Annotated in this window: 14 protein-coding genes; all 14 read right to left on the reverse strand. The window is 52.6% G+C overall.

Features of this window, described 5'->3' with window-relative positions:
• Window positions 1-8: 8 nt before the first annotated feature.
• On the reverse strand, window positions 9-515 hold the full coding sequence (gene pal, locus FDP13_RS19060) for a peptidoglycan-associated lipoprotein Pal (RefSeq protein WP_012770576.1): 507 nt from the start codon (window positions 513-515) through the stop codon (window positions 9-11).
• A gap of 38 nt (window positions 516-553) precedes the next feature.
• Entirely contained in the window at window positions 554-1,840 is a 1,287-nt protein-coding gene (tolB, locus tag FDP13_RS19065; protein WP_012770577.1) for a Tol-Pal system beta propeller repeat protein TolB, read from the reverse strand.
• A gap of 132 nt (window positions 1,841-1,972) precedes the next feature.
• Window positions 1,973-3,172 carry a cell envelope integrity protein TolA gene (tolA, locus tag FDP13_RS19070; RefSeq protein ID WP_143840157.1) on the reverse strand — a complete coding sequence of 400 codons (1,200 nt, stop codon included), beginning with the start codon at window positions 3,170-3,172 and terminating at the stop codon, window positions 1,973-1,975.
• Between the two features lie 78 nt (window positions 3,173-3,250).
• On the reverse strand, window positions 3,251-3,676 hold the full coding sequence (tolR, locus tag FDP13_RS19075; protein WP_012770579.1) for a colicin uptake protein TolR: 426 nt from the start codon (window positions 3,674-3,676) through the stop codon (window positions 3,251-3,253).
• A 12-nt stretch (window positions 3,677-3,688) separates the two neighbouring features.
• A complete protein-coding gene (tolQ, locus tag FDP13_RS19080) occupies window positions 3,689-4,375 on the reverse strand; it encodes a Tol-Pal system protein TolQ (protein WP_012770580.1) in 687 nt (228 codons plus the stop codon).
• Window positions 4,372-4,776: a tol-pal system-associated acyl-CoA thioesterase gene (gene ybgC / locus FDP13_RS19085; protein WP_012770581.1), complete on the reverse strand. Its 405-nt coding sequence runs from the start codon at window positions 4,774-4,776 to the stop codon at window positions 4,372-4,374. Before ybgC ends, tolQ begins: the two co-directional genes overlap by 4 nt.
• A 134-nt stretch (window positions 4,777-4,910) precedes the next feature.
• Window positions 4,911-5,201, reverse strand: a complete 291-nt coding sequence (ybgE, locus tag FDP13_RS19090; RefSeq protein ID WP_033575588.1) for a cyd operon protein YbgE — start codon at window positions 5,199-5,201, stop codon at window positions 4,911-4,913.
• Window positions 5,198-5,314 (reverse strand): cytochrome bd-I oxidase subunit CydX, encoded by a 117-nt coding sequence (cydX, locus tag FDP13_RS19095; protein WP_012770583.1) that lies wholly within the window; start codon window positions 5,312-5,314, stop codon window positions 5,198-5,200. Before cydX ends, ybgE begins: the two co-directional genes overlap by 4 nt.
• Before the next feature lie 17 nt (window positions 5,315-5,331).
• Window positions 5,332-6,471, reverse strand: a complete 1,140-nt coding sequence (gene cydB, locus FDP13_RS19100) for a cytochrome d ubiquinol oxidase subunit II (RefSeq protein WP_012770584.1) — start codon at window positions 6,469-6,471, stop codon at window positions 5,332-5,334.
• A 12-nt stretch (window positions 6,472-6,483) separates the two neighbouring features.
• On the reverse strand, window positions 6,484-8,049 hold the full coding sequence (gene cydA, locus FDP13_RS19105; RefSeq protein ID WP_012770585.1) for a cytochrome ubiquinol oxidase subunit I: 1,566 nt from the start codon (window positions 8,047-8,049) through the stop codon (window positions 6,484-6,486).
• 698 nt (window positions 8,050-8,747) lie between these two features.
• The gene (sucD, locus tag FDP13_RS19110) at window positions 8,748-9,620 is read right to left on the reverse strand and encodes a succinate--CoA ligase subunit alpha (RefSeq protein ID WP_012770586.1); all 873 of its coding nucleotides are present in this window, start codon (window positions 9,618-9,620) and stop codon (window positions 8,748-8,750) included.
• The gene (gene sucC / locus FDP13_RS19115; RefSeq protein WP_027712714.1) at window positions 9,620-10,786 is read right to left on the reverse strand and encodes an ADP-forming succinate--CoA ligase subunit beta; all 1,167 of its coding nucleotides are present in this window, start codon (window positions 10,784-10,786) and stop codon (window positions 9,620-9,622) included. Before sucC ends, sucD begins: the two co-directional genes overlap by 1 nt.
• Before the next feature lie 139 nt (window positions 10,787-10,925).
• Entirely contained in the window at window positions 10,926-12,152 is a 1,227-nt protein-coding gene (gene odhB / locus FDP13_RS19120) for a 2-oxoglutarate dehydrogenase complex dihydrolipoyllysine-residue succinyltransferase (protein WP_012770588.1), read from the reverse strand.
• Window positions 12,153-12,169: 17 nt separating this feature from the next.
• A complete protein-coding gene (sucA, locus tag FDP13_RS19125) occupies window positions 12,170-14,977 on the reverse strand; it encodes a 2-oxoglutarate dehydrogenase E1 component (RefSeq protein WP_143840158.1) in 2,808 nt (935 codons plus the stop codon).
• Window positions 14,978-15,113 lie beyond the last annotated feature (136 nt).

Raw genomic sequence — 15,113 nt, forward strand, 5'->3', positions numbered from 1 at the left:
CGATGCTCTTAGTATACCAGAACGGCACGACGGTTCTTGGACCATGCAGCTTCGTCATGACCCAGAACGGCAGGTTTCTCTTTACCGTAAGAAACCACGGAGATCTGATCGGCAGACACGCCTTTACCCTGCAGATACATCTGCACAGCGTTGGCACGACGCTCGCCCAGCGCGATGTTGTATTCCGGCGTACCACGTTCGTCCGCGTGACCTTCAACAGTCACTTTGTAAGACGGGTTGCTGCGCAGGAAAGCCGCGTGAGCATCCAGCATCTGAGCGAAATCAGGACGAATGTCGTATTTGTCCAGATCGAAGTAAACGATATTGTTGCGCTGCAGTTCCTGCATCTGCAGACGAGCCTGCTCAGCAGAAGACATGTTGCCGCCATTTTCCATGCCAGCGCCGCCGTTCAGGGAGGACTGGTCATTATTAGCGTGTTTGTTGGAGCTACATGCGGCAATAGCCAGCACCGGCAGAGCCAACATCAGGCCTTTCAGCACTTTATTGAATTGCATTTCTATGTCCTTTAAATAGGTTATTGTACATATTTTGATTACATATACGGCGACCAGGCAGGGAATCTCACCTGACCATCAGTCGCCGGAAGACGCGCTTTAAAACGCCCGTCGGTCGAAACCAGTTGCAGCACGGAACCCAGCCCCTGCTTGGAACTGTAGATTACCATGGTGCCATTGGGTGCGATACTCGGCGTTTCATCCAGGAACGTGTCCGTTAACACTTGAACGCCACCCGTTACCAGATCCTGTTTGGCGATATGCTGAGCGCCACCGTTGGAGCTGACCATCACCAGGAATTTACCATCGCTGCTGATTTCAGCATCCTGATTCTGGGACCCTTCCCAAGTCAGACGCTGGGGAGCCCCGCCGTTAATACCCACTTTATAAATCTGAGGGCGACCAGCCTGGTCAGAAGTATAGGCCAACGTTTGGCTATCAGGGAGCCAGGTCGGTTCGGTATTGTTGCTGCGACCGTCCGTCACCTGAGAAATCTGACCAGAGCCCAGATTCATCACATACAGATTCAGGCTACCGCTCTTGGACAGAGCAAATGCCAGTTTAGACCCATCCGGAGAGAATGCCGGCGCGCCATTATGACGCGGGAAAGAGGCAATCTGCCTGATATCGCCGTTTGCCAGTGTCTGCACAACCAATGCTGAGCGGCCACTTTCAAACGTAACATACGCCAGTTTGCTGCCATCCGACGACCAGGACGGAGACATCAGCGGTTCAGGAGAGCGGTGCACCACGAATTGGTTATAACCGTCATAATCCGCAACACGCAATTCATACGGGTACTGCCCGCCATTGGTTTGCACCACATACGCGATACGAGTACGGAAAGCCCCCTTAATACCGCTCAGCTTTTCAAACACTTCGTCGCTGGCGGTGTGAGCGGCATAACGCAGCCACTGTTTGGTCACCTTGAATTGGTTCTGTGCCAACACGCTGCCTGCATTACCGGAGGTATCTACCAACTGATAAGAAACCAGATAACCATCCGCAGTCGGCTGCACCTGGCCTACAATCACAGCATCAATCCCAAGAGCAGTCCAGGCGGATGGCGTGACTTCCGCCGCGGTGCCCGGTTGTTGCGGCATACGGCTCGGGTCGATAGGGTTAAACTTGCCGCTGTTACGTAAATCTGCAGCAACAATATTGCCGATTTCTTCAGGAACAGCACCGCCCGCCGATTTAAACGGCACCACGGCGATAGGCCGCGCGGAGTCGACCCCCTGAGTAATTTCAATACGGACTTCTGCATGTAACACAGCCGTCCACAGCATCAGAAAACTCAATGCAATTTTTAATGCCTGCTTCATCTCATCTCCCTTATCCCGGCTCCAGAGCCTACGATAACCTGGCAGCGTTTTAACAAACCCATATCAACAAACACGATGTGTACGGCGACCAGATATAGTCATAGTCTTAAACTCCGCCAACTGGCAGCCGGATCACTGCGGTTTAAAGTCTATCGGTGCGTTCTTGAATGCTTCATATACATCAGAGCTGGGCGGCTTCGGTATACGCGCTTGTTTAGCCGCAGCAATGGCCGCCTGACACAACGCGGGATCGCCGCCTTCGCTCTTCACATCGACCAGCAACCCATCTGGCGCCAGTCGAATACGTAACGTACAGGTTCGTCCTTTATAGGACTCCCAATCATAAAACTTGCTTTGAATCGCGGTGCGGACCTGACTGCCATAGCTGTCCAGCGCAGCGCCCGATGCCCCGCTCTTCTTATTATTACCAACCCCGGCAGGCGCCTCACCGCCGGCAGCGCTACCGCCGCCCTTCGGCGCATTCTTCGATGACGCCAACCCGCCTAACAGGTCGTCCACGTCACCCGCCTGCTTAGCTGCCGCTGCCGCCGCTTTCTTCTTATCGTCAGCCGCTTTCTTCGCTGCCGCCGCTGCCTCGGCTTTCTTGGCCGCCTCAGCGGCCGCCTTTTCTTTAGCAGCCTCTGCTGCTTTAGCTTTCGCGTCTTCCTCAGCTTTCTGTTTAGCCTCAGCCGTGGCCTTCGCTTTGGCTTCCTCTTCCGCTTTCTTCTTTGCTTCAGCGGCAGCCGCGGCGGCTTTAGCTTTAGCCTCTTCTTCCGCTTTTTTCTTAGCGTCGGCAGCAGCCTGTTTTTTCGCTTCGTCTTCCGCCTGCTTCTTCGCAGCGGCGGCAGCCTTAGCCTGTTGCTCGGCTTCTGCTTTGGCTTTAGCGGCAGCTGCTTCGGCTTGTTTCTGCTGTTCCTTGGCTTTCTGCGCGGCTTCTTCCGCCTGTTTACGCTGTTCGGCTTGCTCCTGAGCCTGTTGCTTGGCCTCTTCCTGCGCCTGTAAGCGCTCTTTTTCCAGTTCTTTTAATCGCTGCTGCTCTGCAGCCTGTTTCGCCTGCAACTCTTCAGCCTGCTGCTCCGCCTGCTTTTTACGCAGTTGTTCGGCACGGCGGGCATCGCTCTGTTGCTGTTGCTGACGGTTGTACTGATCGACCACTGCACCTGGATCAACCATCACCGCGTCAATGGACGACCCGCCGCCTCCGCCGCTGGCGTCATCCATCTTCTGGGTCAGCGAACTCAGAATCAGCAACGTAATCAGAATAACGTGCAAAACGACCGAGATAATGACGGCTCGCTTTAGCTTATCGTTTCGTTCGTTTGCCTTTAACACAAAGGGTTCCCAAAAACAGTTTTGCCAGACAAATGACTACTCATCCTTCATAGACTTCATCATTCACGGACTCGCCGGTCAAATCGGCTGCGTCATCAACCCGACAGATTTGACACCGGCCTGATGCAACAAATTCAGCGCCTTGATGATCTCATCATAAGGAACATCTTTGGCACCCCCGATCAAAAAGACCGTTTTCGGGTTTGCAGTCAGGCGGGACTGGGCTTCAGCCACCACCTGCTCCGCAGGCAGTTGATTCATACGGTTATGATCAACCACCAAACTGTATTGCCCTACACCGGATACCTCGACAATCACCGGAGGATTATCGTTACTGGATACGGTCTTGGATTCGGTTGCATCCGGCAGATCCACTTCTACGCTTTGGGTGATGATCGGCGCTGTTGCCATGAATATCAACAACAGCACCAGCAACACGTCCAGAAGAGGAACAATATTAATCTCGGATTTCAGCGACCGGCGGCCGCCACGCGCACGAGCCATATCACCCCCTGATTAACGGTTGCCTTCGCTGGAGAAAGCCTGACGATGCAGGATAGCAATAAACTCTTCCATGAAGTTATCGTAGTTCTGCTCAAGCTTGTTAACGCGCTGATTCAAACGGTTGTAAGCCATGACCGCCGGAATCGCCGCAAACAAGCCGATGGCGGTAGCAATCAGCGCTTCTGCGATACCCGGTGCTACCATCTGCAACGTCGCCTGTTTCACCGCACCCAGCGCGATAAACGCATGCATAATCCCCCATACCGTGCCAAACAAACCAATATAAGGGCTGATGGAACCGACGGTACCGAGGAAAGGAATATGCGTTTCCAGCGTTTCCAGTTCACGGTTCAAGGAAATGCGCATAGCGCGGGACGCCCCCTCCACCACCGCTTCCGGTGCATGGCTGTTGGCGCGATGCAACCGTGCAAACTCTTTAAAGCCCGCATAGAAAATCTGCTCTGTGCCCGTCAGATTTTCACGACGCGTCTGGCTTTCCTGATAAAGGCGAGACAGCTCGATTCCCGACCAGAATTTGTCTTCAAACGCTTCGGCGTCACGCGTCGCAGCATTCAGAATACGGGTACGCTGAATGATAATCGCCCAGGAGGCGATGGAAAAACCGATTAAAATTAACATGATAAGTTTAACCAGAAGGCTAGCCTTCAGGAACAAATCAAGAATATTCATGTCAGTCACTGCTTAAACTCCGCGACAATAGACTTAGGAAGCGCAACAGGCTTCATTTGAAATGGATCGATACATGCGACTAAAACCTCGGCATGGCTCAGCAGGGCGCCATGCGAGTCAAGAATGCGCTGTGCGAATGTCATGGAAGCGCCGCGTATCTTAACGATCTCGCTTTGCACTTCCAGTAAATCGTCAAGACGCGCCGGGGCAAGATACTCAATCGTCATTTTACGAACAGCAAAGGCGATATGTTCACTCATGAGTACGCGCTGATGAACATCGTGCGCGCGCAACATTTCGGTTCTGGCTCGTTCATAGAAGGCCACATAACGCGCGTGATAAACCACACCACCTGCATCTGTATCTTCATAGTAGACGCGTACTGGCCAGCGGAACACTTTATTACTCACTCTACATCCCGGTAATGCGATAAACCCCGCTACTATACGCAAGAGGAATAAAGTTGGGAATGGGTTCTATGTACAGGAAGGTAAATAATTATGGGTTGCGAACAACCCATAACCAAAAGGAATGAGCAGCTATTTTACAGGAAGTAGTAATACAATCCTGCGGCCAGGATCACAAAGGCCGGAAGGGGCGAAAAGAAGGCGCGCCAGCGCATACGTTGAGGGCGAAATCCCACGCCGTGAACAACACCGGCGCAAACCGCCCAAATCAGCACCATCCCCTGCCAAACCGCCAGCGAACTGGTGCGAGCGGCAAAGCGGGCAGGCTCCCAAAATACGCACCCGGCCAACAATAACGCCATGATCAGGGAAAGGGCCCGTAGCGGGCCCTTATCCATACAGCGGTAAAGACTATCAATAACAATCATTGCGGTTTATCTTGATTCGTCTTGGTTGCTTCGCTCTGTTCAAGTGCCAGAGCGGTAATCACGCCCAGCGAGCAAGCAAGAAGCGTTCCCAATATCCAGGCAAAATACCACATAAATCAGGCTCCTTACTTTAGTACAACGAATGAGAATTCTGCTCAATATGCTCTTTGGTGATGCGTCCGAACATCTTGTAGTAGCACCAGATGGTGTAGGACAGCACGATGGGAACGAAAATAATCGCTACCACGGTCATCACTCTGAGCGTAAGCAGGCTGGAGGTGGCATCCCACATGGTCAGGCTGACATTCGGTACGGTCACTGACGGCATGATGAACGGGAACATGGCAATCCCGGCAGTCAGAATCACGCAAGCGATGCTAAGCGAAGAGAACAAAAACGCCATCGCCCCTTTTTCAGCCCGCGCCATAACCGCAGTCAACAACGGCAATACAACGCCCAGCACCGGGATAGCCCACAACACCGGATGGTTGTTAAAGTTCACCAACCAGGCGCCAGCCTGACGGGCGACTTCTTTATGCAGCGGGTTAGACTCGCCGGCAGTATTGATGACGGAGGTTACCGCATAGCCATCGATACCATAAACCACCCAGACACCCGCCAGAGCAAAAGTCACCGTCAACGCCAGCGAAGAGAACTGAGCGACTTTCTTGGCACGGAAATGCAGATCGCCGGTAGTACGCATCACCAGATACGTCGCCCCCTGCGCCACAATCATGCTCAGGCTGACGATGCCGGCCAGCAAGCCGAACGGGTTGAGTAACTGGAAGAAATTACCGGTGTAGTACAAACGCAGGTATTCATCCACGTGGAACGGTACACCCTGCAACAAGTTACCGAATGCCACACCGATAACCACCGGTGGTACGAAGCTGCCGATAAAAATGCCCCAGTCCCACATGTTGCGCCAGCGTGGATCTTCGATTTTCGAACGGTAGTCAAAACCAACCGGACGGAAATACAACGATGCCAGCACCAGAATCATCGCAATGTAAAAACCGGAGAACGCAGCGGCATACACCATCGGCCAGGCGGCGAATAACGCACCACCCGCCGTGATCAGCCAAACCTGGTTGCCGTCCCAGTGCGGCGCAATGCTGTTGATCATCACACGGCGCTCTACATCATTACGCCCCATCAGACGCACTAGCACACCGACGCCCATGTCGAAACCATCGGTAACGGCAAAACCAATCAGCAGCACACCAATCAGCAGCCACCAGACGAAACGCAAGACTTCATAATCAAACATAGTGGACTCCTGTTACCGTACTTCCTGAGCCGCGATCGGCTGTTCGAAGTGATAAGCACCTGTTTTCAGACTGCTTGGACCCAGACGTGCATACTTGAACATCAGGTACGTTTCAGCCACCAGGAACAGCGTATAAAGACCGCAAATCAACCCCATGGAGAACAGGATATCTCCCGCCGTCAGGGAAGAGTTAGCGACAGCTGTCGGCAGAACTTCACCGATTGCCCACGGCTGACGGCCGTATTCTGCAACGAACCAACCCGCTTCAACGGCAATCCACGGCAACGGAATACCATAGAGCGCGATACGGTGCAGCCAGCGTTTTTGGCCGATCTTGTTGCGAAGAACCATCCAGAACGACAGGCCGATAATCAGCAGCATCAACACACCGCAAGCCACCATGATGCGGAAGGAGAAGTACAACGGCGCCACACGCGGGATAGAGTCTTTAACCGCTTGTTTAATTTGTGCTTCGCTGGCATCAGCCACATTCGGGGTATAGCGTTTCAGCAGCAAGCCATAACCAAGATCTTGTTTGTTCTTGATAAACTCATTACGTACGGCAGGATCGGTGTTACCAGAACGCAGTTGCTGCAACAGGTGATAGGCTTTCATCCCATTACGGATGCGAACTTCGTGCTGTTCCATCAATTCTTTCAAACCGGTAACGGTCTTATCGGTAGAACGGGTAGCAATCAGGCCCAACATATAAGGGATCTGGATTGAATACTTGTTCTCCATCGTCTCCTGATTCGGAATACCGAACAAGGTGAACGCCGCCGGCGCTGGCTGGGTTTCCCATTCAGCCTCGATAGCCGCCAGCTTGGTTTTCTGCACGTCGCCCATTTCATAACCGGACTCATCGCCCAGCACAATAACGGAGAGTACGGATGCCATACCGAAGCTTGCAGCGATCGCAAAAGAGCGCTTAGCAAAAGCAATATCACGACCTTTAAGCAGATAGTAGGAGCTGATACCCAGGATAAACATTGCGCCGGTGCAATAACCCGCTGCGACAGTGTGAACAAACTTCACCTGCGCAACCGGGTTCAACACCAAATCGGCGAAGCTCACCATCTCCATACGCATGGTTTCGAAGTTGAAATCCGATGCAATCGGGTTCTGCATCCAGCCGTTGGCGACCAGGATCCACAGCGCAGACAGGTTGGACCCTAAAGCGACCAGCCAGGTTACCGCCATGTGCTGCACTTTACCCAGACGATCCCAGCCAAAGAAGAACAACCCGACAAAGGTTGATTCCAGGAAGAACGCCATCAATCCTTCGATTGCCAGAGGTGCACCGAAGATATCGCCGACATAGTGAGAGTAATATGACCAGTTAGTACCGAACTGGAATTCCATGGTTAAACCGGTGGAAACGCCGAGAGCAAAGTTGATCGCAAACAGCTTGCCCCAGAACTTGGTCATATCTTTGTAGATTTGTTTGCCGGACAAGACATACACGGTTTCCATGATCGCCAGCAAAAACGCCATCCCCAGCGTTAAAGGCACGAACAGGAAATGATACATCGCGGTCAAGGCAAACTGTAAACGTGACAGTTCGACTACATCAAACATCTTAACTCCTTGCTCCTCGCAGGAGGGTCTTTAGCTCGCTGTACGGACAAGCCACTAAATACCCGGCAGTTAGTAACCTAAAGAACACAACAATTGCTTTAGCACAGGCTTCAATATGCGCTACCACGTTGCCACGGCGCATTTGAAAAGTAAGCCAAAGAAAAATTACAGAATTACAAACAACATACTCAGATATGAGTATAAGTATATTACGCCTCTACAACCTTACAATAAATAGGTTTTTACGTGATGCGGATTGAGTTTTTGATTCTACGCCAATTCTCAAATCGCGAGCAGCCAGAGGCATAATTGATACATCGCAATTTAATCTCATTTCCAGACGGATATCCAGCTTAGATTTTTGATCTAAAACAACTATTGGCGCAGATGTTAATAAATATCGTCTTTTATTTTACATCTGGTTGGATGTTAATTTAATGTAATCAGATGATTTCCGGTATGCCGTTAATAATATATTTTTTATTTTAGTTAAAAATAGCGTGAGTTGATCCCAAATATGGAAATTTTTAATTTATGTTCTTCTTGTTATTTTATTGTTATCCGTTTGATTAAATATCTTTTCTTTTGAGATGCATTTTTGCGACAAGGTTCAAATATAAAAAAGGCCACCGGTGGTGGCCAAACATGTCGAACTTTGAAGGTAATGACACACTATTTATTAGTGCCGTGCATCCCGATTAACGCGCCAATACGGATTTTACCGCATCGCCGATGTCTGCCAGGCTGCGTACCGTCTTAACGCCTGCGGCTTCCAGCGCGGCAAATTTGTCATCAGCCGTACCCTTGCCGCCGGCAATGATTGCACCGGCATGACCCATGCGTTTGCCTTTTGGCGCCGTTACCCCGGCGATGTAACCAACCACCGGCTTGGTGACATGTTCTTTGATGTAAGCCGCCGCTTCTTCTTCCGCAGTACCGCCGATTTCACCGATCATCACGATAGCTTCGGTCTGCGGATCCTGTTCGAACAGCTTAAGAATATCAATGAAGTTAGAACCCGGAATCGGGTCACCACCGATGCCAACACAAGTAGACTGGCCCAAACCAGCATCAGTGGTCTGTTTCACCGCTTCATAAGTCAGCGTACCGGAACGGGACACAATCCCTACTTTGCCCGGCAGGTGGATATGGCCCGGCATGATACCGATCTTACAGGCACCCGGTGTGATCACGCCTGGGCAGTTCGGGCCGATCATGCGCACGCCGCTCTGCTCCAGTTTCACTTTCACCGTCAACATATCCAGCGTCGGGATACCTTCGGTGATACAGATAATCAGTTGAATACCCGCATCAATGGCTTCCAGAATGGAATCTTTACAGAACGGTGCAGGCACATAGATAACCGATGCCGTCGCGCCGGTCGCTTCTACCGCTTCGCGCACGGTATTGAATACCGGCAGTCCCAGATGTTCTGTACCGCCTTTGCCCGGCGTTACGCCACCGACCATCTGCGTACCGTAGGCAATCGCCTGCTCAGAATGAAACGATCCCTGGCTGCCGGTAAAACCCTGACAGATGACCTTGGTATTTTTATCGATCAGAATGGACATTATTTACCCTCCACTGCAGCAACCACTTGCTGAGCCGCATCCGTCAGGCTGGTCGCAGCAATGATGTTCAAACCACTATCCGCCAGTTTTTGCGCCCCCAGTTCGGCATTATTACCTTCCAGACGCACGACAACCGGAACGTTAACACCCACTTCGGCTACCGCACCGATAATACCGTCGGCAATCAGGTCGCACCGCACGATGCCGCCGAAAATATTCACCAGTACCGCTTTCACCTTATCGTCGGACAGGATTATCTTGAACGCTTCGGTCACACGTTCTTTGGTTGCGCCGCCGCCCACGTCAAGGAAGTTGGCCGGTGCGCCGCCGTGCAGTTTCACGATGTCCATGGTGCCCATAGCCAGACCTGCGCCATTCACCATACAACCGATATTGCCGTCCAACGCGACATAGTTCAGTTCCCACTGTGCGGCATGTGCTTCACGCGCATCTTCCTGAGAGTGGTCACGCATTTCACGCAGTTCCGGCTGGCGGAATAACGCATTGCCGTCAGCACCCAGTTTGCCGTCCAGACAAATCAAATCGCCCTGTTTGGTGATAACCAATGGGTTAATTTCTACCAGCGCCAGATCGCGCTCCAGGAACAATGTCGCCAGTCCCATGAAAATTTTGGTGAACTGAGCAACCTGCTTGCCATTCAGGCCCAGCTTGAACGCCAACTCACGCCCCTGATACGGCTGAGGCCCCGTCAACGGATCCAGTGCGACTTTATGAATCAGGTGCGGCGTTTCTTCGGCAACCTTCTCAATTTCAACACCGCCTTCGGTGGAAGCCATAAAGACAACACGACGAGTACCACGGTCAACAACCGCTCCCAGATAAAGTTCTTTATCAATATCCGTAGCGCCTTCCACCAGAATCTGATGAACCGGCTGACCATTGGCATCCGTTTGGTAAGTCACCAAACGTTTACCCAGCCAGTTTTCAGCGAAAGCACGAATTTCTTCTTTGCTGTTCACCAGTTTTACACCGCCGGCTTTACCGCGACCGCCAGCATGTACCTGACATTTCACGACCCATGGGCCGGAGCCAATCTTGGAGGCCGCTTCTTCCGCTTCGCGCGGTGTTGTGCAGGCGTAACCGGTAGGTGCCGGTAAACCATACCGAGCAAAGAGCTGTTTTGCCTGATACTCATGTAAGTTCATGATGTTCTATCCATTTAAGTTTGAAGATAAGTCCAGAGACTCTCTGTCGTGGATAACGCCGCCGCACTTGTGCAACGGCCTGCATAGCACATAAATAAAGGCGGCAGGCCGCAGGCCGGCCGCCTTTTACTACAACGGGTTAGACATCCAGCAGCAAGCGAGCCGGGTCTTCCAGCATTTCTTTCACGGTAACCAGGAAACCGACCGATTCCCGCCCATCGATCAAACGATGGTCGTAAGACAGCGCCAGATACATCATCGGCAGGATCACAACCTGGCCGTCAACGGCCATAGGACGATCTTTGATGGCATGCATCCCCAGAATCGCGCTCTGCGGCGGATTGATAATCGGGGTCGACATCAGCGAGCCAAACACGCCGCCGTTAGTGATGGTGAAGTTGCCGCCGGTCAGCTCTTCGACGGTCAGCTTGCCGTCACGACCTTTCACCGCCAGTTCTTTGATTTTCTTCTCGATCTCAGCCATACCCAGCAGGTCGACATCTTTCAGAACCGGTGTAACCAGGCCGCGCGGAGTAGACACGGCGATACTGACGTCGAAGTAGTTGTGGTAAACCACATCTTCGCCATCAATAGATGCATTCACTTCCGGATAACGTTTCAGTGCTTCTACAACCGCTTTGATATAGAAGGACATGAAACCCAGACGAACGCCATGACGTTTTTCAAACGCCTCACCGTATTGCTTGCGCAGGTCCATGATCGGTTGCATGTTGACTTCATTAAACGTAGTCAACATCGCGGTATTGTTTTTCGCTTCCAGCAGACGCTCAGCAACCCGTTTGCGCAAACGGGTCATCGGAACGCGTTTCTCGCTGCGGCTCGCCAAGGCCGGAGCAGGCTGCGCCGACGCGGCGGCAGATGCCTCAGCCGGCTTAGCCGCCGACTTCTGCCCTGCCAGGTGTTTTTCCACATCTTCGCGAGTAATACGCCCGCCGACGCCGCTGCCTTTAATCGCCGAGGCATCCAGATCATGTTCAGCAATCAGGCGACGAATAGCCGGGCTCAAGGCGTCGTTATTCTCATCTTCCAACCCGGCGGTGTGGCGCTGTGCCGGAGTAGACTCTTTACTTTGTGCTTTTTCGCTGGTTTCTTTGCCGGAATTATCGCCAGGACGCAGACGCCCCAACACCTGGCGTGATGTCACCGTCGCGCCTTCCCCTTCCAGCACCACTTCCAATACGCCCGCTTCAAGCGCAGGCACTTCCAGCACCACTTTGTCGGTTTCAATCTCAACCAGCACTTCATCACGCTGGACGCTATCGCCCGGTTTCTTGTGCCAGGTAGCGACTGTCGCGTCAGCTACGGATTCCGGCAGGTCAGGGACAAGAATATCTACGCTACTCATTATCTATCCTTATTCATTTAATTAACGTTCAGCGCGTCATCAACCAGAGCTTGTTGTTGTTTCTGGTGTACGGACATATAGCCAACGGCGGGTGAGGCAGAGGCCGGGCGACCGGCATACCGCAACGATGCGCCAAAAGGAATCACCTCACGGAAGTGGTGCTGACTGCAATACCATGCGCCTTGGTTCAGCGGCTCTTCCTGGCACCAGACAAAATCATGTACGTGAGCGAACGGCTCCAGCGCAGCCTGTACCGCCTGATGCGGGAACGGATATAGCTGTTCGATACGTACTATCGCCACATCGTTCTGTTCATTCTTACGACGCTGCTCCAGTAAATCATAGTAGACCTTGCCGGAGCACAGCACGACGCGCTTCACTGCTTTGGGATCCAGTTGGTCGATTTCCCCTATCGCCGGTTGGAACTGCCCATTAGCCAGCTCATCCAGCGTAGACGTCGCCAGCGGATGACGCAGCAACGATTTCGGCGACATGACTACTAACGGGCGACGCATACCGCGCAACGCCTGGCGGCGCAACATGTGGTAAACCTGTGCCGGTGTTGACGGAACGCAAACCTGCATATTCTGTTCCGCGCACAATTGCAAATAGCGCTCAAGACGTGCGGATGAGTGCTCCGGTCCCTGACCTTCGTAACCGTGCGGCAGCAACATGACCAGCCCGCACATACGGCCCCACTTCTGCTCGCCGGAGCTAATGAACTGGTCAATCACCACCTGCGCGCCGTTAGCGAAGTCACCAAACTGCGCTTCCCAAATGGTGAGCGTACGCGGCTCGGCCGTTGCATAACCGTATTCAAACGCCAGCACGGCTTCTTCAGACAGCACCGAGTCCCAGACATTGAAGACGCCCTGAGCATTATGAACGTGCGTCAACGGCGTATAGGTGGAACCGCCCTTCTGGTTATGCACCACGGCATGACGATGGAAGAAGGTGCCGCGCCCGGCATCTTCACCGGATAAACGCACCGGGATGCCTTCATCCACCAGCGTAGCGTATGCCAATGTTTCCGCTCCGCCCCAGTCAAACGCCTTTTCTCCCGCCGCCATTTCAGCACGGTCGTTATAAATCTTGGCGACGCGTGGTTGCATTTCCAGCGCTTCCGGCACTTCGCTGATACGTCGCGCCAGCTCCTGTAAACGCTTGGTTTCAACTTTATGCGGATAAGGCTCGTCCCACTCATGGTTGAGATAAGACATCCAGGTGAAAGAATGCATATCCATCGGACGCCACTCATCTACCACGCATTCGCCGGCATCCAGCGCATCGCGATAAAGATTAACCAGCTCGGTAGCGTCTTCCAGCGTCGCCACTTTTTGCTGTTCCAGACGATCGGCATAAATTTTGCGAGGAGTCGGATGCTTTTTGATTTTCTGGTACATCACCGGCTGGGTAGCGCTCGGTTCGTCGGCTTCGTTGTGGCCATGACGGCGGTAGCACACCAGATCGATGAAGACATCACGCTGGAAGGTGTTGCGGAAATCCAACGCCAGACGGGTAACAAACGCTACCGCTTCCGGGTCGTCAGCATTGACGTGGAAGATAGGTGCCTGCACCATCTTACCAATGTCAGTACAATATTCGGTGGAGCGTGCATCGCGAGGGTTGGAAGTGGTAAAACCAACCTGGTTATTGATGACGATGCGAATAGTGCCGCCGACTTCATATCCACGTGCCTTGGACATGTTCAGCGTTTCTTGCACCACACCCTGACCGGTAATCGCCGCATCGCCATGAATCGTAATCGGCAATACCAGAGAACTGCTGGGATTATCCAGACGATCGATACGAGCCCGCACCGACCCGATCACGACCGGGCTGACAATTTCCAGATGCGAGGGGTTGAACGCCAACGCCAAATGGACTTTGCCGCCTTCAGTTTCCATATCGGATGAGAAGCCCTGATGGTACTTCACGTCACCGGTGCCAAGGTGGTCTTTGTGCTTACCGGAAAACTCGTCGAACAAGTCCTGGGGTTTTTTCCCCATCACGTTTACCAGCACGTTGAGACGCCCACGGTGGGCCATCCCTACGACCACTTCACGCGTACCATTCTTACCCGCGTGACGGATAATGTCCTTCAACATCGGGATCAACGCATCTCCGCCTTCCAGCGAGAAGCGCTTGGCGCCGGGGAACTTGGCGCCCAGATAGCGCTCCAGCCCTTCGGCAGCGGTCAGTTCTTTCAGGAAACGTTTTCTTTCTTCAACGGTAAAACTCGGCTGCCCCACCACTGATTCAATACGCTGCTGAATCCAGCGTTTTTCCTCAGTATTGGTGATGTGCATGTATTCCGCACCGATCGAACCACAGTAAGTCTGCTTAAGCGCAGCATACAGCTCGCCGAGCGGCATCGTTTCGCTACCGATGGCAAACGAGCCGACGTTAAAGGTCTCTTTCAGATCATCGTCCGTCAGATTGTGGTAAGCCAGGTCAAGATCCGCTACACGATCCTGCTTCCACAACCCCAACGGATCAAGATTGGCGTGCTGATGCCCACGGAAACGGAATGCGTTAATCAGCTGCAATACTTTGACTTGCTTAGCATCACTGTCAGGATCAGTAATGGAAGAAGTATAACGCGATGCATCTTTCGCCAGACGACGAAAATAATCGCGAGTTTTGGAGTGAAGTTGATCCGGTTTAACCCCAGTGGTAGGAAGTTGTTGAAAAATCGAACGCCAGCTGTGATCGACAGAGTCCGGGTCGGTTAAAAAATCTTCATAGAGCTGCTCTATGTAGGACTGGTTCGCGCCCGCCAGATAGGAGGAATCCAGCCAGGCCTTCATTGCGCCGTTCTGCATTATGATCCCTTAAGCTAATAAGCTTCAGTTTTCGCCGTAGTTAACATGTCTTATCTTGCCGTTATAAAACGGGTTGCCGTAAAAACGGTTCACTTGCTGTGCCTGATTACGCACGATTGGGATATTCCTATCCCGA

It is taken from the genome of Dickeya sp. ws52 (genome assembly GCF_007210685.1).
In the GTDB taxonomy this organism is placed as follows: domain Bacteria; phylum Pseudomonadota; class Gammaproteobacteria; order Enterobacterales; family Enterobacteriaceae; genus Dickeya; species Dickeya chrysanthemi.